The 19,724-nt window shown below is 70.5% G+C and carries 14 protein-coding genes; 12 read left to right on the top strand and 2 right to left on the bottom strand.

All coding sequences use genetic code 11. From position 1 onward, the window contains the following. Positions 1-14: 14 nt before the first annotated feature. Positions 15-869 (top strand): GAP family protein, encoded by an 855-nt coding sequence (locus J2Y46_RS05520; protein WP_045302049.1) that lies wholly within the window; start codon positions 15-17, stop codon positions 867-869. A gap of 31 nt (positions 870-900) precedes the next feature. Here the strand turns inward: J2Y46_RS05520 and J2Y46_RS05515 are convergent, their stop codons facing one another. After that, positions 901-2,193, bottom strand: a complete 1,293-nt coding sequence (locus J2Y46_RS05515) for a ParA family protein (RefSeq protein ID WP_045302047.1) — start codon at positions 2,191-2,193, stop codon at positions 901-903. A gap of 132 nt (positions 2,194-2,325) precedes the next feature. Here J2Y46_RS05515 and nucS point away from each other — a divergent pair, with 132 nt between their 5' ends. From nucS to J2Y46_RS05485, 6 genes are all read left to right on the top strand, one after another. After that, positions 2,326-3,021, top strand: coding sequence for an endonuclease NucS (gene nucS / locus J2Y46_RS05510; protein WP_310240855.1), 696 nt, complete (start codon positions 2,326-2,328; stop codon positions 3,019-3,021). A gap of 106 nt (positions 3,022-3,127) precedes the next feature. Next, positions 3,128-6,064, top strand: a complete 2,937-nt coding sequence (locus J2Y46_RS05505) for a glycosyl hydrolase (protein ID WP_310240853.1) — start codon at positions 3,128-3,130, stop codon at positions 6,062-6,064. Between the two features lie 33 nt (positions 6,065-6,097). Then, positions 6,098-6,616, top strand: coding sequence for a MarR family winged helix-turn-helix transcriptional regulator (locus J2Y46_RS05500; protein ID WP_045302041.1), 519 nt, complete (start codon positions 6,098-6,100; stop codon positions 6,614-6,616). A 10-nt stretch (positions 6,617-6,626) separates the two neighbouring features. Then, complete coding sequence (locus J2Y46_RS05495; RefSeq protein WP_045302038.1) at positions 6,627-7,346, top strand: HAD hydrolase-like protein; 720 nt, start codon at positions 6,627-6,629, stop codon at positions 7,344-7,346. Next, entirely contained in the window at positions 7,339-8,610 is a 1,272-nt protein-coding gene (locus J2Y46_RS05490; protein ID WP_045302266.1) for a hypothetical protein, read from the top strand. The genes J2Y46_RS05495 and J2Y46_RS05490 overlap by 8 nt, the downstream gene beginning before the upstream one ends. Before the next feature lie 36 nt (positions 8,611-8,646). Next, positions 8,647-10,725 carry a DUF2156 domain-containing protein gene (locus J2Y46_RS05485; RefSeq protein WP_310240846.1) on the top strand — a complete coding sequence of 693 codons (2,079 nt, stop codon included), beginning with the start codon at positions 8,647-8,649 and terminating at the stop codon, positions 10,723-10,725. A 118-nt stretch (positions 10,726-10,843) separates the two neighbouring features. On the opposite strand, the gene J2Y46_RS05480 is transcribed toward J2Y46_RS05485, so the two are convergent. Then, a complete protein-coding gene (locus J2Y46_RS05480) occupies positions 10,844-11,050 on the bottom strand; it encodes a cold-shock protein (protein ID WP_045302013.1) in 207 nt (68 codons plus the stop codon). 375 nt (positions 11,051-11,425) lie between these two features. Here J2Y46_RS05480 and J2Y46_RS05475 point away from each other — a divergent pair, with 375 nt between their 5' ends. The 5 genes from J2Y46_RS05475 to J2Y46_RS05455 all read left to right on the top strand — a co-directional run bounded on the left by J2Y46_RS05475 (position 11,426) and on the right by J2Y46_RS05455 (position 19,719). Next, positions 11,426-12,058, top strand: a complete 633-nt coding sequence (locus tag J2Y46_RS05475) for a GntR family transcriptional regulator (protein WP_045302011.1) — start codon at positions 11,426-11,428, stop codon at positions 12,056-12,058. A 46-nt stretch (positions 12,059-12,104) separates the two neighbouring features. Beyond that, positions 12,105-12,596 carry a GNAT family N-acetyltransferase gene (locus J2Y46_RS05470; RefSeq protein WP_084695767.1) on the top strand — a complete coding sequence of 164 codons (492 nt, stop codon included), beginning with the start codon at positions 12,105-12,107 and terminating at the stop codon, positions 12,594-12,596. Positions 12,597-12,669: 73 nt separating this feature from the next. Beyond that, positions 12,670-13,695 (top strand): LuxR C-terminal-related transcriptional regulator, encoded by a 1,026-nt coding sequence (locus J2Y46_RS05465; RefSeq protein ID WP_045302009.1) that lies wholly within the window; start codon positions 12,670-12,672, stop codon positions 13,693-13,695. 141 nt (positions 13,696-13,836) lie between these two features. Beyond that, positions 13,837-18,198 carry a S8 family peptidase gene (locus J2Y46_RS05460; protein WP_310240840.1) on the top strand — a complete coding sequence of 1,454 codons (4,362 nt, stop codon included), beginning with the start codon at positions 13,837-13,839 and terminating at the stop codon, positions 18,196-18,198. An 888-nt stretch (positions 18,199-19,086) separates the two neighbouring features. Further along, positions 19,087-19,719: a hypothetical protein gene (locus J2Y46_RS05455; protein WP_310240838.1), complete on the top strand. Its 633-nt coding sequence runs from the start codon at positions 19,087-19,089 to the stop codon at positions 19,717-19,719. The last annotated feature ends 5 nt before the right edge of the window (positions 19,720-19,724 follow it).

Below are 19,724 nucleotides of genomic sequence, written 5' to 3'. Positions count from 1 at the left end.
GCGAGGCTGGTGTCATGGAACTGCTCGCCGACGCCCCGCTCGCGGTCACGCTCGGCATCCTCGCCCTGCTGGACGGACTGAGCGTCGGGACGCTGCTCGTGCCGATCTTCCTGCTGCTCGCGCCGGGACGGACCCCCGTGGGGCGAGTGCTGCTGTACCTCGTCACCATCGCGGCCTTCTACCTCGCCGTCGGCGTCCTGTTCATGCTCGGCCTGGTGAACCTGGTCGACGTCGCGCAGGAGTTCCTGACGTCGCCGGCAGGTCAGGTCGTCCGCCTCGTGGCCGGTGCGGCCCTGCTGCTCGTCGCCTTCATCGTCGGCAGAGGCGCTGCGCGGCGCGCCCCCGGCTCGCGACCTGCAGGCGAATCCGTGCGGGTCTCACCCCTGACCGGAATGCCGGTCGCCGCGACCACACCCGCCCCTGCGGCCTCGTTCGCGGCCTCGGGGACGACAGCGCCCGAGTCGTCCGCGCGCCTGATGCGGTGGCGCGATCGCCTCCTCGCGCCGCAGGCCTCAAGCGGCGGGGTGATGGCCGTGGCGGTGGGCGCAGGAGTGGTCGAGGTGGCCACGATGCTGCCCTACCTGGTGGCGATGGGCATGCTCGCCGAGGCGCCGCTGGGGATGCCCGTGCGGATCGCCGCACTGGCGGGGTACTGCGCCGTCATGATCCTTCCCGCCGTCGTGCTCCTCGCCCTGCGCGTGGTGGCGGCGCCGGTCGTCGAGCGGCCGCTCGGTCGCCTCGCGGCGTGGATGGAGCGCACGGGCCGTGAGAACACCGCGTGGATCATCGGCATCGTGGGGTTCCTCGTGGCTCGAGGAGCCGCCACCGAGCTGGGCCTCTTCGACAGGATGAGCGCATTGCTCGGCTGAGACGTGCCGCCGACTGCGACCTGCCTGTGGATCAGAGCCGGTCGGCCACCGTCGCGGCGACCGTGAGCCACGCGTCGCGGGTCTCGGGAGACAGCGCGTCGAAGTCGATGGGGCCCCCGTCGACGAGCGACGGGTCGAACGGCGCATTCACGACGGCCGACGTCACCTGCTCGAAGTGCTGGGAGAGGCGCGACTCGAGCTTGCGGTCCGGGCGGGAGGACGGTGCCGTCAGCACCGTCACCGCCTCGTCGATCTTCCTGCCGAAGCCCTTCTCGCGCAGGCCGTCCAGCAGCCAGGCGGCGCTGGCCGCGGTGTCCTCGCGCACGGTCGACACGATCACGAGCTGATCGGCGGCGGCGACGGCGGCGACCCAGTTCGAGGCGCGCATGTTGTTGCCCGTGTCGACGATCATCAGGCGGTAGTAGCGGCGCAGCAGGGCGTGGAGCCGGTCGAACGCCGGCGCGTCGATCGTCGAGGAGGCGGCGGCATCCTCATCAGAGGCGAGCACGTCGAAGCGCGCGTCGACCTGCGTGCGCACGTAGTGATCGAGCGCCGCGAGGCTGGACCCCCGGAAGTTCGAGGCCTCGTCGAGGTCCTCGAGCAGGTCGACGGCGGTGCGGTGGTGCGGCGCGTGCTGCGCGCGCCAGCCGAGCGTGCCACGGGTCTCGTTGTTGTCCCACGCGAGCGTCGCTCCGCCGCGCAGCGTGCCGAAGGTCGCTGCCAGCAGCAGGGTGCTCGTCGTCTTGTGCGCCCCGCCCTTGGGGTTGAGCACGACGATCGTGCGGGGGGCGTCGAGTCGACGCTGGACGCGCTTCTCGCGGTCGAGGCGCGAACGCTCGACGCGACCCGGCGCGGGTGAGATCAGACCGCCGGTCGCGCGCCGCACGGCGCCCTGCCAGCCCGTGGTCGCCCGCGGGCGGGCGCCGCCGCCGCGCGAGTCGAGGAGGTCCTGCACGGTCGGCCGGGCGACCTCCTCCGACACCGGCGCGAGCGTCGGCACGGCGGGAACCGGCGTCGGCGCCGTGACCGGAAGGGTCGGCACCGGGGCCGGCGCGGGTGCCGCGTCGACGGCCGCCTCCTCCAGCGCCTCGTCGAACGTGCCGTCCGGGTGAACCACGAGCGGCCAGCGGGACGAGCCCTCGACGAGGGTCGCGTGCGCCGGTTCGCCGGCGGATGCCGCGAGCTGACGGATCTCCTCGACCACGCGGTCGCGCAGCGCGAGGCTGTCGGGAGCGACGACCTCCGCGACATCGCTGCCGACGTGGAGTTCGGCGACGGTGCTGGACAGGATGTGGACGGTCGCGTCGGGCTGACGTGAGTTCATCGGTTCTTCTCCGGACGAAAGGGATGGCGTGGGGCCGGGATCTGGGGGTTGCGCGGCGAGGCGCTGGCAACGAGGGCAAAGGCTATCCGACGAGCCTGCGGGCAAGCTGACGCAGGAGGCTAGGCTCTTCGGGTGCGTCTCGTCATCGCCCGCTGCTCCGTCGACTACACCGGGCGGCTCAACGCCCACCTGCCCCTCGCCACCCGCCTGCTGGTGCACAAGGGTGACGGGTCGCTGCTGGTGCACTCCGACGGCGGCTCGTACAAGCCGCTCAACTGGATGAGCCCGCCGTGCCGTCTCGACGTCGAGGTGCCCGACGAGGAGTCGGCGTCCGCCGGCGTGCTCGAGCATTGGCGCGTGACGCACGCGAAGACCGGTGACGCGCTGCTCGTGCGCATCTACGAGGTCATCCACGACTCGTCCCACGAGCTCGGCATCGACCCTGGTCTGCAGAAGGACGGTGTCGAGGCCGACCTGCAGCGCCTCCTCGCCGAGCAGGTCGACGTCATCGGCCAGAACCTCACGCTCGTGCGCCGCGAGTTCCCGACCGCCATCGGCCCGGTCGACCTCCTGCTGCGCGACCCCGAAGGCGGCACGATCGCCGTCGAGGTCAAGCGCCGCGGCGACATCGACGGCGTCGAGCAGCTCACGCGCTACCTCGAGCTGCTCGGCCGTGACCCGCACCTCGCCCCGGTCACCGGCGTCTTCGCCGCCCAGGAGATCAAGCCCCAGGCGAAGGTGCTGGCCGCGGACCGCGGCATCCGTTGCGTCACCCTCGACTACGAGGGCATGAAGGGCATCGAGTCCGGCGCACCGCGCCTGTTCTAGCCACTCCTCGCGCCTTCCCCCGTTTGCGGTCGGGTCTTGTGTCATGTCGCCCTGACAGTACATACTGTCGCGAAGACAGTACTTGACAGGAACGGATGCTGCAGCGATGACGCTCGACGACTTCCGGCGCGAGATCGCCGAACCTGCCATCGAATTCCGCCCCGAGCTGCGCTGGTGGCTCGCCGAGGGCCTGCACGGCGACGCGACGCTGAGGCGCGAGATCGCCGATGCCCATCGCCTCGGCTTCGGCGGCATGGAGTTCCTCGCCATGGACGAGGGCGCGATCGACCACGCGCGCTACGGCTGGGGCTCCGAGGAGTGGGTGCACGACTCGCAGGTCGTGGTCGAGGAGACCACGCGTCGCGGCATGTCGGTGAGCTTCACGTCGGGCACCAACTGGTCGAACGCCAACCTTCCGACGATCACACCCGACGACCGCGCCGCCGCGCAGGAACTCGACGTGGCATCCGAGACCCTCGCCCCCGGCGAGCGCCGCTCGGGTCCGCTCCCCCGGATCGACCTGGCGGCCCCGGCCGCCGCCCGCCACCTTCCCGGTGAGCGCGGCACGATCCGCGACCAGCACCTCGTCGCCGTCGTCGCGGCCAGGGTGCTCGACGCCGACGCCGGCGTACTGGACGCGTCGTCGCTCACCGAGCTGACGGCATCCGTCACCGACGACGCGCTGGAGTGGACGGCGCCCGACGGTGACGGCGACTGGCGGGTCTTCTTCTACTGGCTGCACGGAACCGGCCAGACCGCGCAGCCCTCGGCATCGGTCAACTACACCGTCAACTACATCGACCGCGACGGCGTCGACGCCGTGATCGCGTACTGGGACGACGTCGTGCTCACCCCGCAGCTGCGCGCGCAGATCGCGCAGAACCCGCGCGCGCAGATGTACATGGACTCGCTCGAGCTGTCGACGTTCGGCGCCGGGGGGCTTTTCTGGGGCCACACGGTCGTCGACGAGTTCCGCGCCCGCCGCGGCTACGACGTGGTGCCGTGGCTGCCGTTCCTCACGCGCGACGTGCCGTTCATGGCGGTCTCGACGATCTACCACCACCAGCCCGCCGGCGACGCCGACCGCATCACCGTCGACAAGGTCCGTCACGACCTCGTCGTCACCTTCACCGACCTGTACATCGAGAACATGCTGCGGCCGTTCGCGGAGTTCCTCCACGGCGTCGGCATGACCCTGCGCGCAGAGATCAGCTACGGCCTGCCGTTCGAGCTCACCCGCCCCGGACCCGAGGTCGACGGCATCGAGACCGAATCGCTCGAGTTCGGCGCCCAGATCGACGCGTACCGGCTGCTCGCCGGCCCCGCGCACCTCTTCGGCAAGCAGTACTCGTCCGAGACCGGCGCCACGACCCGCAACCACATGCTCGATCACCGGTTCTACGACCAGATCATCGCGACGCAGCTCGCGGCGGGCATCACGAAGACCGTGCTGCACGGCTGGGCGAGCCCCGCCGGCGCCGAGGGCGTGACCGAGTGGCCCGGCCACGAGGGCATGTGGCCGATGTTCTCCGAGCGCTTCGACACGCGCCAGCCCGGATCGGAGTTCTATCCGCTGTGGACCGCCGCGATCGGCCGCCTGCAGTACGCGCTGCGGTGCGGACGGCCGCGCATCGACGTGGGGATCCTGCGCACCGACCACTTCACCGACAACCTCGTGGGGCTCTCGCTCACGGGTCCGGACGGCGAGCGCATCCCCGACGAGGTCGCCTACGGCACGATGTGGATGCGCGACCGCGACAACTTCTGGTGGCAGGACCTCGGCATGCAGGACGCCGGCATCACCTACGAGTTCTTCGACGGATCCCTGCTGCTGCGCGACGACGTGTCGTTCGACGGCGACGAGGTTCAGCCCGGCGGCCCCGGCTATCGAGCTCTCATCGTGTATCAGGAGACCCTCGACCCCGACGTCGCCGCGCACCTGCTCGCGTGGGCGCAGCGCGGCCTGCGACTCGTGGTCGTCGACGGCGCCCGCGAAGTGCAGTCGCTGATGGAGGGGCGCCACACCACCCACGAGACCGCGGCGGCGCGCACCCCCGGTCTCGACGGCCGCGACCGCGAGCTCGCCGCGACCATGGCGGAGCTGCGACGGATGCCGGGGGTCCGCGTGACCGCGCCCTCCGGCGTCGTGACCGCCCTGGACGAGCTCGGGGCGGGCGGCCGCGCGCGCTTGGAGACCGACGATCCGAACGTCCTCACGCACCTGCGTGAGGACGACGGCCTCATGGTCCTGTACGCGTACCACTTCCTCTACGAGACGACCGAGCCCACCACGGTGCGCATCGTCGTCGAGGGAACGGGCGCGGCGCACCGCCTCGACGCCTGGACCGGTGAGCTGCGTCCGCACCGCGGCGCGCGACAGGGCGGCGGCCGCACCGTGGTCGAGCTCACGCTCGCGCCCGGCGAGGTCGCGGTCGTGGTCCTCGATACGACCACGGATGCCGCGGACTCGCCCGCTCCTTCCGTCTCCGAGGTCGCCCGGGCCGAGGCGTGGCGACTGGTCGTCGAAAGCTGGGATGCCGGCGAGCCCGAGGTCCTCGAGGAGGACCGCGGCCTCGGATACGTGTCACGCGAGGTGCGCCCGAAGACCGCCGTGACCCGAATCGACGCCGGCGAGGTGGAACTCGCAGCGTGGTCGGAGATCTCCGGCGTCGGAGCCGATGTCTCCGGCGTCGGCGAGTACACCGCCATCCTCTCCGTCCCCGAGGTCGCGGACGGCGCGCGATACCTCCTCGATCTCGGCTCGACCGGCGGCGGGCTCGGGTCGGTGCGGGTCGGCGACGGTCCGCAGCGCGGGTTCGACACCGCGCACCCGGTCGTCGACGTCACCGGCAGCATCCGTCCCGGCGAGAACACGCTCACCGTCCGCGTCTCGAGTTCGCTGAACAACCGGCTCCGCGCCCGTGGATACTATGAGCGCATCCCCGACATCGGGGCGCAGCTCACCGGCGAGGAGCGCACGCAGAACGCTGTCGTGCGCGAGTACGGACTCCTCGGTCCCGTCCGGCTGCTGCGTGAGGAGTGAGCCCGGGAAGCGGCCGAGAGGAACGAGAAGGCGATGGCCAGAGGTGACGTCGACACCGACGCCTCCGCAGACCTGAGCCCGGTCATCGCGCCCGACCCGCTGGACCTCCGACTTTCGCTCGCCACGATCGTGCACTGGGCCGACAGCACCGGTCTCCGGCGCGACGTCATGGCGCGGGTCGCATTCCCGGTGGACGACATGGGCATGTTCCTGGTGGTGAACCAGCTGTCGTACAACGGCGCGATGCGGCCCGTCGACCTGTCGCTCGCGCTCGGGCAGACCGCGACGAACATGAGCAAGATCGTCGGCCGCCTCGTCCGCACGGGGCTGGCGGTGCGCGTTCCCGCACCCGACGACGACCGCGGGGTGCTCGTCGCACTCACCGACCAAGGCCGCCGCATCGGCGAGCGCATCATGTCGACGGCCGAGTCCAACATGAGGACCCTGCTCGCCGACTGGTCCCCCGCCGAGATCGAGGATCTGCGGCGCATGATGGCGCGCCTGGCCCGCGTGCACCGCTCCGTCTCGGAGCGGAGGGCCGCCTCCGCATAGGCTGGTCCCTATGCCGAGCCGATCGCCGTGGACCTGTGTGCTGTGGGACGTCGACGGAACGATCGTCGACGCGTCCGACGGCATCCTCCGTCGCCTCACGATCGCCCTCGAGCACTTCGGCAAGCGTCCGCCGACCCGCGCCGAGCTCGTGCACTGGATCGGGCCGCCGATGTACCAGTCGTTCCAGGTGAACGTCGGCATGACGCCCGAGCAGTCGGCCGAGGCCGTCGCGTTCTATCGCACGCTCGGCAAGGCGGACGGGTACACGACGGGCGCCAAGCTCTTCCCCGGGGTGGGTGAGCTGATCACGGATGTCGCGGCGTGCGGCATCCCGCAGGCAACCGCAAGCTCGAAGCCCGAGGTGCAGGTCGTCGCGCTCATGGACCACTTCGACCTGTCGACCTCGCTCACGGCCATCGTCGGCGCGACGCCGGACGAGAAGACGCTCAGCGCGAAGTCCGACATCGTCGCCGAGGCGCTGCGGCGCCTCGCCGCCGCGGGCGTCGACACGAGCCGTCCCGTGCTCGTCGGGGATCGGCACCACGATGTCGAGGGCGGCGCCGCCCAGGGCGTGCCCGTGATCTTCGTCCGGTGGGGCTTCAGCTGGCCGCACGAGTCCGAGGGCGCGCAGGCGGTCGTCGACGATGTCGACCAGCTGCGCGCTCTGCTGCTGTTCGGAGAGCACGCCGACGAGAGTGCGGCCGCGAACGCCGGCGTCGCCGATGCCTGAGCTCGCCGCCGCGATCATGGGGTGGCTCGTGCCGGCCCTGGTCGTGTTCGGCGTGACGGCCCTTGCCGTTGCCGCCATCGTGTGGGCGGTTCGCCGCGCACGTCGCTCCCCACGAGCACGGGCCGCCGCCGAGCGCGAGAGGGCGAAGGCGGGCGCGACGCTCGTGAAGCTCGACGACGAGGTCGCCGAGCTCGACCTCGAAGTCGGCCTCTCCGGCGCCCTCTACGGCGGAGACGCCCCGGCGTCGCTGCGGCGGGCCCGCCTCACGGCGCAGCACGTTCGCAACGACGCGTTCGAGGACTACCGCGCGATCAGCGATCCCACGGTCGCCCCCCAGGAGGTCCAGCGGGTGTCCGCGCGCATCGAGCGCCGCGCGGGCGAGGCTCTCGCGACCGTCGCCGCCGCCCGCAAGGAGCACGGCGCCTGGGTCACCGCGAACGTGTCGGCGGCCGGGCAGATCGACGCCGCCCGCCGCCGTCTCGCCGCGCTGCACGCGTCGATGGGCGATCCGGCCGCGCTCGTCGCCGAGCTGTCGTCGCGCTTCGCCGAAGAGGAATGGCGGGATGCCTCGCGCTCGGCGCACGCCGCACTGTCCGAGGTGACCGCCGCCGAAGGTCACCTCGACGCCGCCGCCGCCCGTGCCGCCGACCCGTCGCTGAGCGCCCTCCCCGATCTCGCCGCCGCCGAACGCGCGCTCCGCCAGGCGGAGGCGGACGCCCGCAACCTCGAGGAGACCCACCGCCTCGTGCTCCAGGCGGCGCAGGCCGTGCCCGACGAGATCGCGTCAGCGCGCACGGCGCTGCGCCAGGCCTCCGTCACGCGCGAGCACCTCGACGCCGCCGACGCCGCGCGGCTGGGCACGGAGCTCCACGCCATCGACGGCGAGCTGAACCGCATCGAGACGGATGCTGCCCGCCACCCCACCCGCACCGTCGACGCCATCGCGCGCCTGCGCAGCCGGCTCGACCTCGCCCTCGGCGACGCCCGCACCTCGCAGCAGCGACTGCGCGGGGCGCGAACCGCCCTCCCGGGCACCCTCGCCGCCGCGCGCGGCGCACTGGCGCAGGCCGAGGCATCCGTGTCCCGTTCCCGTGCCGGGGCCGACGCACGCTCACGGCTGCTCTCGGCCCAGCGCGAACTCGCCCGAGCGCGCCAGGCGCAGGACCCGGTCGCCGCGCTCGACGCCGCACGCCGTGCGATGCGCGACGCCGAGGACGCGAAGGCGCTCGCTGACTTCGTCCGCCAGGCGGGCCCGCTCGGATAAGGGACGGCCGCAAGACCCACCGCTATCGTGAACCCCATGAGCGACGGGGCGACTCAGAGACCGAACCGCGTGCTCGCCGGGGTGGGGCGGATTCCGGCGACACTCACGATGATCGCGCTCGTCCTGGTGACGGGCGTCGTGTGGCAGGGACTGTGGCAGCCGTTCGAGGATTCCGAAGTCTTCGACGCCGTCGCCTACGGGCTCCCCGCGTTCGAGGCCGGCCGGTGGTGGACGCCTCTCACCGGCACGTTCTTCGTCAATGCGCCGTGGGTCTACCCGTTCACGCTCGCGAGCTTCGTCGGCATGGCGTACCTCGAGTTCCGGCGCGGGTGGCGCGTGGCTCTCGCCTACTACTGGGTCGGCCAGCTGTTCGCGATCTTCGCGACCGCTCTCGTGCTGTGGGGGTGCTCGGTGATCGCGTCGTGGGGCTGGGCGCAGACCCAGGCCGCGGCACTGGACGTCGGCCCGTCGGGCGGCACGTTCGCCTGCATCGCCGCGGCCGTCGGGCTGCTGCGGAGCCCCTGGCGGGTCCGTGCATGGCTGGTGCTGCTCGGCTACGTGTTCGTGGCGATGCTCTTCTGGGGCACCCTCGCCGACCTCGAGCATCTGCTCGCGGTGCTGCTCGTGCTGTTCGTCGACCGATCGCTGCGCGTCCAGCGCACCACGATGCGCGAGCAGCGGCTCATCGCCTTCATCGCGGTGCTGGTGCTCGGCGCTGTCGAGGTCATCACGATCCTCGTGCCGACGGACGGCCCCTTCGGCTCCACCGAACCCGCCTCGGGCGGCTTCTGGGACTTCGCGATCGACGTCGTGATCATCCTCATCATCGCCAACGGACTGCGACGCGGGCGCCGCTGGGCCCGGGTGCTCGCCATCATCCTGGCCGTCCTCAACGTGCTGACGGCGCTCCTCGTCGGGGTGGCCATCATCATCGCCTCCGAGGCCCAGGTCGAGGCGGCGATCGACGGCGAGACCGAGTTGGCCCTCGCCAGCGGCGCGATGTGGCTGCTCATGCTCATCTACCTGATCTGGGTGCGGCGGGCGTTCCGGGCCCGACGCCGGTCGCGCATCGGCCTGCAGCCCTCCCCGGGTGTCGAAGACGTGAAACGGATGCTGCGCACCCACGGCGGCGGCACCCTCTCGTGGATGACGACCTGGGAGGGGAACACCTACGCCCGCACCGCCGACAGCATCGTCGCGTACCAGCGACGTGCGGGCGTGGCACTGGCCCTCGCGGACCCGATCGGTCCGGACGCGTCGCGCGCGGCAGCCGTCGAGGAGTTCATCCACGATGCCGAGCGGGCGGGACTGATCCCGTGCTTCTTCAGCGCCGACGAGGCTACGCGGGCCGCGGTGCCGGCCTCGTGGCGCAGCCTGGTCGTAGCCGACGACACGATCGTGGACCTTCCCGGTCTCGAGTTCACCGGCAAGCGGTGGAACTCGGTGCGCTCGTCGCTGAACCGGGCGGGCCGGGAGGAGATGACCTTCCGGATGACCCACCTCAAGGAGGAGTCGTGGGGCGTGCAGCAGCAGTTGCGGGCGATCTCCGAGATGTGGGTGGGTGACAAGGGGCTGCCCGAGATGGGGTTCACGCTCGGCACGCTCGTCGAGGCGGAGGACCCGGAGGTGCGTCTCGCCCTCGCGCTCGCCCCCAACGGCGACGTGGACGGGTTCCTGTCGTGGCTGCCCGTCTACGGCTCCGCGGGCGCCGTGCGGGGGTGGACCCTCGATCTCATGCGGCGCCGCGAAGGCGGCTTCGGGCCGGTGATGGAGTACCTCATCGGATCGTCGACGAGGCTCTTCTCGGAGGAGGGCGCCGAGATCATGTCACTGTCGGGCGCACCCCTCGCCCACGACTACCCTCCGGATGCCGGCATGATCGCGGCGCTCAGCGACAAGCTCGCCGACGCGCTCGAGCCGGTGTACGGGTTCCGGTCGCTGCACCGCTTCAAGGAGAAGTTCCATCCGCGGTACGAGACCATGTACCTGCTGTTCCGCGACGAGAGCGACCTGACGCGCATCGGCGGAGCCCTCACTCGGGCGTTCCTGCCCGACGCGACGCTGCGTCAGTTCGCCGGGGCGGGACTCGAGCTCGTGCGCGGCGACCGGGACTGAGGCCCACGCCGCGCCGCAGCGAGCGAGCGCGCTGGAACGGCGATCGCGCGCGACGAAGCCGCGGCACCCACCCATGGGATACCGCGGCTTCGACCGCGTGAAGCGATCGATCCTCCGCTCAGAGCGGGCGGATGTTCTCGGCCTGGAGGCCCTTGGGTCCCTGCGCGATCTCGAACTCGACGCGCTGGTTCTCCTCGAGGGAGCGGTACCCGCTCGACTCGATTGCGCTGTAGTGCGCGAAGACGTCTGCGCCACCCTCATCGGGAGCGATGAAGCCGAATCCCTTTTCCGAGTTGAACCACTTGACGGTGCCCTGCGTGCTCATTACTTGCCGTTCTTCGTTGATCTCGTCGCGATTGCGGCGATTGCAATCCAACGTAGTGAACAGGCGGGCGCGCGGCGAGACCCAGTTGCGAAGGTGACACAAATGTTGCACAGCATTCGTTCGCGGGACACGGACCATCGTCCGCCCGGGCTGAGCTTGGCTCGAAAGCCCGGGCGTCGACGGATCCCCCCGGATAGGCCACGTCGTAACGTGGACAGGGAACATCGTACCGATATATCAGTGCGAGAGCGAGGCCGGTTTCCTCAGTGTTTCCGCATCTTCGGACGGGGTCTCGCGGCCCTCTCGCGGTCCCCCTCAAGGCCCGCTCAAGCGGGTCTATGCACGTGAATCCTCCGGCGTACACTGGTGCCACTCATGAGTGCCCCCTTCGTCCCGCTCGAGCCGAGCCGCGCCGTCCTCGGAGACGAGGTGTACGCGCGCCTGGGTGAGGCGATCCTCGACGGACGGCTGGCCCCCGGCGAGCGCCTGCGCGACCAGGAGCTGGCGGAATGGCTGGGAGTCTCGCGCACGCCGGTGCGCGAAGCACTGCAGCGACTGGAGCGGGCCGGCCTGGTCGAGGTGTCGCCACATCGTTACACGCGAGTGTCGCACCCCCACCAGCAGAGCGACACCGTGGAGCTCGTCGCGTTCAACATGGGCCTGGCGGTGCGCATGGCCTCGGCACGCGCGGACGCCGACGCCCTCGACCTCGCACTGGAGCGCCTGGACGATGTCATCGCCGCCTCCCGCGCCAACGACCCGGACACCCTCGCGATGGCCAGCCACGCGTTCTTCTCCGTCGTCACACATGCGAGCGGCAACTTCGCGCTCCTGCAGTTCGTGCGCGAGTACGAGTTCGCGATCCGGCGCGACATGGTGGGCTGGCGACCGTTCATCGAATGCCCCATCGGCCGCACCGCGGCCTACGAGGAGTTCCGCGAGGCGTTCGTCTCCCGTGACGCCGATCGGGCCGAATCGCTGCTGCGCACCATTCACGGCCTCAGCTGACTTCCCGCCCTTCTCGGTGACGGATGCCGCGGCTACCGTGAAGCTCGTGAACCACATCGATCTGCGACCCCTGGACGACGACGACCTCGACGCCGTCTTCGAGATGATGCGCGACCGTGAGGCGATCACGATGGCCGCGTTCACCGCGGAGGACCCCGACGACCGCGCGGCGTTCGACGCGTGGATCGAACGGCAGCGCGCAACGGCCGACGTCCTCTCCTTCGTGGTCACCGAGAACGGCGGATTCGCCGGGACCGCGGCATCCTTCACCGTCGACGGCGACCGCGAGGTCACCTATTGGATCGCCCGCCACGCCTGGGGGCGGGGCGTCGCGACCGCGGCGCTGCGCCACCTGATCTCGCGCGAGCCCATTCGGCCGCTGTTCGCCCGCGTGGCCGCGCACAACGCCGCCTCCATCGCCGTCCTCACCAAGGTCGGCTTCACCGAGGTGTCGCGCAACGTCGACTTCGCCCCGGGCGTGGGACGCGAGATCGAAGAGATCGTGTTCGCACTGCCGCCCGCGCTCGACGGCGCGTGAGCGCGCCCGGCGTGCCGTGGTCGCACACGCAGCGGGTCGGGATCCCGCTTCGCTGCCCATCTAGGCTCAGGGCATGAGCGACCAGTGGCCGGCAGCCAACGGCAGTCCGCTCGACCTGCCCGGAGTGGATTCGTTGGGCGAGAGCATCTATCTCGCGGTGCTGCTGGAAGGTCGCGCACCGGCTGCCGCTATCGCAGCTCGCACGCAGGCCGACGAGGCGACGGTGCTGGCCCGTCTGGAAGAGCTGCGCACCGCGGGGCTGGTCACCCGCCTCGAGTCCGCTGACCCGGCCTACTCCGCCGTGGATCCGCGCTTCGCCATCCGTGCCCTCGCCGAGCACCTGACCGAACGCGGACAACGGCTGCGCGAGACCATCCCGATGCTCGCCGAGCACTTCGACGCGGCCTCGGAGTCGACCTCGGACGAGCCCCAGAGTCACTTCGTCACGGACCCGGACGCCGTTGCGGGCTGGTACGCCCGGCTGCAGCATCAGGCGAAGTTCGAGTTCCTCGCGTTCGATCGGCCGCCGTACGTTGCAGCCTCGTTCGATCCGTTCGAGTCGGCGGTACTCGCGCGAGGAGTGGAGTGGCGCGCCATCTACACGGTGTCGAGCTTCGATGAGGGCGCCACCTGGGAAGAAGTGGGCGAGCTCGCGGCGCAGGGCGAGCAGTCCCGGATCACCGATGATCTCCCGCTCAAACTCGTGGTCGTAGACGCAAGCATCGCGCTGGCCTCCCTCAGTCTGGATCCCGGAGGGATCAGCGCGCTCGTCACCTCCGCACCGCCCCTGGTCGCCGCACTGCGCAGCCTTTTCGAACACGAGTGGACGCGAGCCGTTCCGCTCGCCGTCGCCGCACCGCTCAGAGGCCTGCCCCAGACGAGTCGGCGCTACCCGTCCCCACCGGCCGACGCGCCCTCCGCCGAAGACGTCTCCATCGTCACCTTCATGGCGGTCGGCATGAAGGACGACGCCATCGCGCGACAGCTCGGAATCTCTCCGCGCACGCTCCGGCGCCGCAGCCAGGAGCTGATGGCTGCGCTGGGTGCGAGCAACCGCTTCCAAGCCGGCGTCGAGGCGAACCGCCGGGGATGGATCTGACCTTGGTGTAACACCCGTGTTTCACCATCTGGCCGCTCGCGGTCATTGACCGGATCCGGCCAGCGCCGGCTGCGCTCAGCCTCGCAGAATGAGGTCCAGCTCGGCCCACACGGGGTCGACACGCATCCCCGAGGACGTTCTGTGACCTTCTCAGCTCGTCGCGCGACCGCGATCGCCGCAGTCGCCGCACTCCTGTCCAGCCTCGCACTCGCCACGACGCCCGCGGCAGCCGCTGCCACGGACGAGTTCGAGGCCGGTCGATACATCGTCACGCTCAAGGGCGCGGCCGTGGCGACATATCGTGGCACGATCCCGTCCTACCGGGCGACGCAGCCCGAAGACGGCAAGAGCCTGAACCCGCGCGCCAAGGCCGCGGCTGCGTATGCCGACCACCTCGTCTCGCAGCAGAAGGCCGTCGCCGCCGACGCCGGAGCCGAGATCGTGACCTCGTACACCCTCGCGACGAACGGCTTCGCCACGGCGCTCAGCGCTGAGCAGGCGACGGAGATCGCGGCGGACCCGCGGGTGGCGTCGATCGTCGAGGACGAGCTCCTGCACCTGCAGGCCGCGACACCATCCACGGACTACATCGGGCTCAGCGGAGACAACGGGGTGTGGGCGTCGCTCGGGGGCGTCCAGAACTCCGGCGAAGGCGTGGTGGTCGGTGTCATCGACTCCGGTATCGCACCGGAGAACCCCTCGTTCGCCGGTGAGGCCCTCGCGTCGGCGTCCGGCGACGCGCCCTACATGGATGGTGACACCATCGTCTTCGACAAGGCGGACGGGACGCAGTTCCGCGGAATCTGCCAGGCCGGTGAGGCCTTCGACGCGGGCGACTGCTCGACGAAGCTCATCGGCGCGCGCTACTTCGTCGACAGTTACGGCGCGGACTACATCGGGCGCGATCGCGGCGAGGTGTTGTCACCTCGCGACGCCAACGGGCACGGTTCGCACACGGCGAGCACCGCCGCCGGCAACAACGGCGTGTCCGCCTCCGTCGCCGGCCGTGACCTCGGCGAGATCTCGGGAGTCGCACCGGCGGCGAAGGTCGCCGTGTACAAGGCGTGCTGGAGCGGACCCGCCGCCTACGACGACGGATGCATGACCGGCGATCTTCTCGCGGCCATCGACGCGGCCGTCGCCGACGGCGTGGACGTGATCAACTACTCCATCGGCGGCGGCGGGGCGCTGAGCACCGTGGCGCTGACCGATCAGGCATTCTTCGGTGCTGCGGCCGCCGGCATCTTCGTCGCGGCATCGGCGGGCAACGACGGCCCGGCCGAGTCCACCGTCGACAACGCCGCCCCGTGGATCACCACTGTCGCGGCCAGCACGATCCCGAGCTACGAAGCGACCGTTCGCACCGGCGACGGCCAGGCCTACGCCGGCGGCAGCATCGCCGACGTGGAAGGGGTCACCGGGCGCGTGATCGCGGCGGCGAGCGCCGCCTCCGAAGGCGCGGCGAACCCTCAACTGTGCGGCCCGGACACCCTCGACCCGGTGAAGGCGGCCGGCGCCATCGTCCTGTGCGAGCGGGGTGTCGTCGACCGGGTCGCCAAGTCCGCGGAGGTGGCACGTGCGGGAGGCATCGCCATGATCCTCGTGAATCCGACCACGAACTCGATCGACCTCGACATCCACGCCGTTCCGACCATCCATGTGGACGCCGACGTCTACACCGCACTTTCCGCCTACGCGAAGGTCGAGGGCGCGACGGCGACGTTCGAGGACGGGAACACCACGGGACGTCCCTCACCGGTCGCTCCTCAGCTGGCCGGCTTCTCATCCCGCGGCCCCGTCCTCGCGGACGGCGGAGACATCCTCAAGCCCGACATCACCGCGCCCGGCGTCGCCATCCTCGCCGACGGACGCAACAGCGAAGGCGGTGCCCCGGCGTTCGAGCTGCTGTCGGGAACGTCGATGGCTTCGCCCCACATCGCCGGGCTGGCGGCGCTGTACCTCGGCGCCCACCCGCACGCCGCGCCGTCCGAGATCAAGTCTGCGCTCATGACCACGGCGAGCGACACGCTCAATGCGGACGGCTCGGCCTACACCGACCCGTTCGGTCAGGGAGCCGGTCAGGTCCGGCCCGCCAGATTCCTCGACCCCGGCCTGCTGTTCCTCAACGGCGTGGCCGACTGGAACGGCTACGTGCAGGGCATCGGCGCCGCCGACCTCGGCGTCGAGCCGATCGACCCATCCGACCTCAACCTCGCGTCGGTCGCGGTGGGCAGCCTCGCCGGCGTGCAGACCGTCACCCGCACGGTGACGGCCACCCGCGCCGGGTCGTACAGTGCGAACGACGTGTCGATCCCCGGCGTCGAGGTGAGCGTCAGTCCGACCCGTATCGACTTCGCCGGCGCGGGCGAGGAGAAGACATTCACCATCACGTTCCGCCGCACCAGCGCACCGCTCGACGCGTTCGCCACGGGCACGCTGCGCTGGTCGGGGTCGGACGGTGACACCGTGGTGATCCCGCTGGCCGTCCGTCCGAGCATCATCGCCGTGCCCAGAACTGTGACCGGCGAAGGCGAGTCCGGAACCGTGGAGATCCCCGTCGCCGCGGGCGAGACGATGGATGTGGATGTCACTGTCGCCGGACTCGTGCAAGGGCGCGTGGTCCGCGGCACGGGGACCGCCGGTTCGGCAGCGGACCGTCACGTCGTCGTTGTCCCCGACGGCACGACGACCGCGCGTTTCGAACTCGCTGGGGAGGTTGCCGCGAGCGACCTCGACCTCGCCCTGTACAAGGTCGACGAGTTCGGGGGTCTGCTCTACCTCGACCAGGCGACCTCACCCGGCCCCGAGGAGGACATCGTTCGTCGTGACCTCGAACCCGGCCAATACGTCCTCGACGTGTCCTTCCTCAGCGGCGACGGCGACCTCGACTACGAGCTGACGACCTACCTCCTGGGCGGCGACCCCGACGTGGGCGAACCGAAGATCGACCCCGCGAAGCTCAACCTGCAGCTGGGTGAGACGTCGCCGGCCAAGGTGACGTGGAACGGTCTCGCCCAGGGGTCCCGCTACTACGGCCGCGTGCTGTTCGGATCGACCGGTGCGAGCACCGACGTGTACGTGCGGACGTCTGGGGAACCGGCGGCCGCTCCAGGGGAGCCGGCGCTCAGCGTCTCCCCTGGCTATGTGCGCCCCGGCCGCACCTTCACGGTGGCGACGACCGGGCTCCCGGCGAATGCCGCGTATGAGATCACGCTCGACGACGCGACCGTGGTCCGCGGCCTGAGCGCGGACGACGGATCGGCCGCACGCCGGCTCACGCTGCCCGAGGACGCGGCAGAGGGAACCCACACGGTGACCGTGTCCGCGGGACGGATCACTCTCGCCGGGTCGCTCGTTGCCAGCCATGTGATCGTGCACGATGTGTTCGAGAACGTCGAATACCTTCAGGACGGCGGAGCGTCCGTCTCCGCCGAGGTCATGTTCGGCGGCGCCGGCACGGTGCACACGACGATGACCAGCACCGGTGGCACCGAAGCGATGCGCGAGGACCTCGAGGTGTACAGCGACCCGATGTTCGACGCGGATTCCGCGCGGACCTCAGCGGTACCGCTCACTCCGGGCGCGTATGTGGTGCGTGCATGGATAGACGGGGTGGACGGGCCCGCGCTCCTCAGGGAGCGTGCGTTCACCGTGGAGGAGACCGCGCCCAGCGCGCTCACCCTCACGCAGAACCCCGACGACGAGAACTCCGTCGACCTCGTCTACGACAACTCCGTCGGTGCCGTCACTCAGGCGACGATCCGCTCCAAGACGTGCGCCGGTCCGGTCGTGTTCGGCTCGGTGTGGATCGACAAGCCGAGGGTGACGGCCACATTCGATCTCACAGGAATCACCGGCGTCGACGTGCTCGTGGATGGTCAGCTCGCCGGCTCCTACGCCAACCCGGGCAACGCGCGGTGCGCATCCGAAACGCACGTGTCGCACGACTTCTGGGTCGTCGCGGCGGCACCGCCAGCCGACGAGGCCGAACGCGCGGCGGCGGGCATCGAACTCACGGTCAGCAACCGCTACCCGGCATACAGCAGCGGGTTCGACCTGTCCGCCGGATACGGCGCCGACATCTACGGCCCGCGGTTCCACAGCGAGCAGGTCGGCCACGACAGGGTCACCGAGCCTGGGCCCGTCGTGAGCCGAACCTTCCCCGCGGACGAAGGCACGCCGTTCTGGGTCCGCGCGAAGTACGAGGTGCTGACGCCTGACATCCACCTCTCGGCGCACCGAGTGGTCTACGCCTCCGCGCTCACCCCCGCAGACCTGCAGCCGGTCGTGGATCCGGTGGACCCCGGAACGGAGCAGCCGACCCCGGGGACGGACGAGCCCGGCGCGGGGACGCCGAGCGCGGGCGCGCCGGAGGGACAAACGGGCGCCGGCGGCCTCGCGGCGACCGGCGGGACGATTGCGACGACGGCGGTCATCGTGGCGGTCATCGCGCTGACGCTCGGCACGGCGCTTGTCATGGCGCGTCGACGGCGCCGAGCCTAGGGGTTCGTCAACGGAGGGTGGCGCAAGCCTCAAACCCCGAAGAGAACACGAACTCGAGCAGCCCCGAAAGGGGCTGCTCGAGTCGGGCCGGTCATCGCGAGCGCAGATCCGGGGCATCGGAGCGACCAACTCCGTGCGAAAACGAAGAAGCCGGTCGGAGGTTCTGACCTCCGACCGGCTACTTTCCGCAATTCAGTGAGAACCGCTGCTCGTAAAATCGAACAGGGCCCGCTGTGGCTCTGTAACTTTTTCCGCGAGCCCAGGCGGCTCAAGGGGTCGCGGAACCCCGTTCCAGGCGCTTTCCGCGGTAAGGCGCCACGCTTTCCAGCAAAGTGCAGCAACTCCAGGTCAGTAACGTTTTTCGCAGGTTGAGGATGCGAGGTACTGGAGGCATCCTCGTTGCCGCCGCACTGCGTCCGATTCGGAGTCGCTCGGTCTTCCATGCCACACGTATGCGCGGTCCCGATCCGAGTAGCGCTCGCGGCGCAAGGCGGTCCGGCCGGCCGGTCGACCCGCGCAGACCACCTAGGCCAGGGCATGTGGCCGACCTGGGCTGTCGCACCAGGCTGGCCATCCTGTTATCCCGAGTCGCGACGTTGGCTGGCTGCTGGCCGAGACCACGCCGCCCAGTCGGACCTGCGCATCGCTGTTCACGGTCGGGGCGTGTTCATCGAAGCCAAGCCGGTCGCGGGCAGATCAAACAGGCGTCCCGATGGCGGGAGCGCTCCGAGAGTCTGATCGCCGCGGCTGCACGGGAAGAAGCCAGCCGGCTGGCCGCACGCATCCTTGACGTCGATGCCGCGGTCAAGATCAACCAGGCGCGGATGACTGAGCTGATCAGGCAGAGTCCGCCTCGCCGCTGCTCGAGAGGACCGGCATGATGTGGGGATGGCGAAATCTCCACGGATCCGATTCGCGTTCCGGATCACGTCCGGCCCGCACACGGGCCTGACGGTCGGGCAGTTTGTGGTCTGGTGCCACGGGGAGGACACCTACATCGCCGATGCAGGCGTGACGAGCTGGAAGACGTCGCTGCACGGCGAGGTCGCCTGGCGGACCGCGGAGACCAAGGAGAGCAATCTCTCGCCCGACGCCCGCCTGCCTGCCGGCGTTGACCGCGCGCCCTGGAAGTACGCACCCCCCGAGTTCGTCGATGGACACCGACGCGCGTTCGTGATCGGCGCCTATCGATCAGCCCTCGGTCACTGGCCGGTGCCCGCACGATACGAGACCATCGAGGTCGCCGACCGCTGGGACGAGCTGACCAAGGCGAACGTGTGGATGACGCAGCCGGGTTTCGATGTCCCGGCGCCGCCTGATCGTGTGGGTCCGACTCTCGAGCTCACGAACGGCGTTCGCGTTTGGGTGGGGCGGGGTCGTGAGGAGCTGGAGGCAAGCGACCCGGAGCCGGTTCCGGTCTCAGCGATCCTCGAACCGCAGGTCCCCGGCGTCCACGATGTCACCGCGCCGGGAATCCTGATCCGCGGCGTGCACCTGGCCCCGTCGACTCCCCAGGAGTGAGCTCC

This window comes from Microbacterium sp. BE35 (genome assembly GCF_031457705.1).
Lineage (GTDB): Bacteria > Actinomycetota > Actinomycetes > Actinomycetales > Microbacteriaceae > Microbacterium > Microbacterium trichothecenolyticum.
Note: the sequence above shows the minus strand (reverse complement) of the source record. Positions and strands in the feature narration are given on the sequence as shown.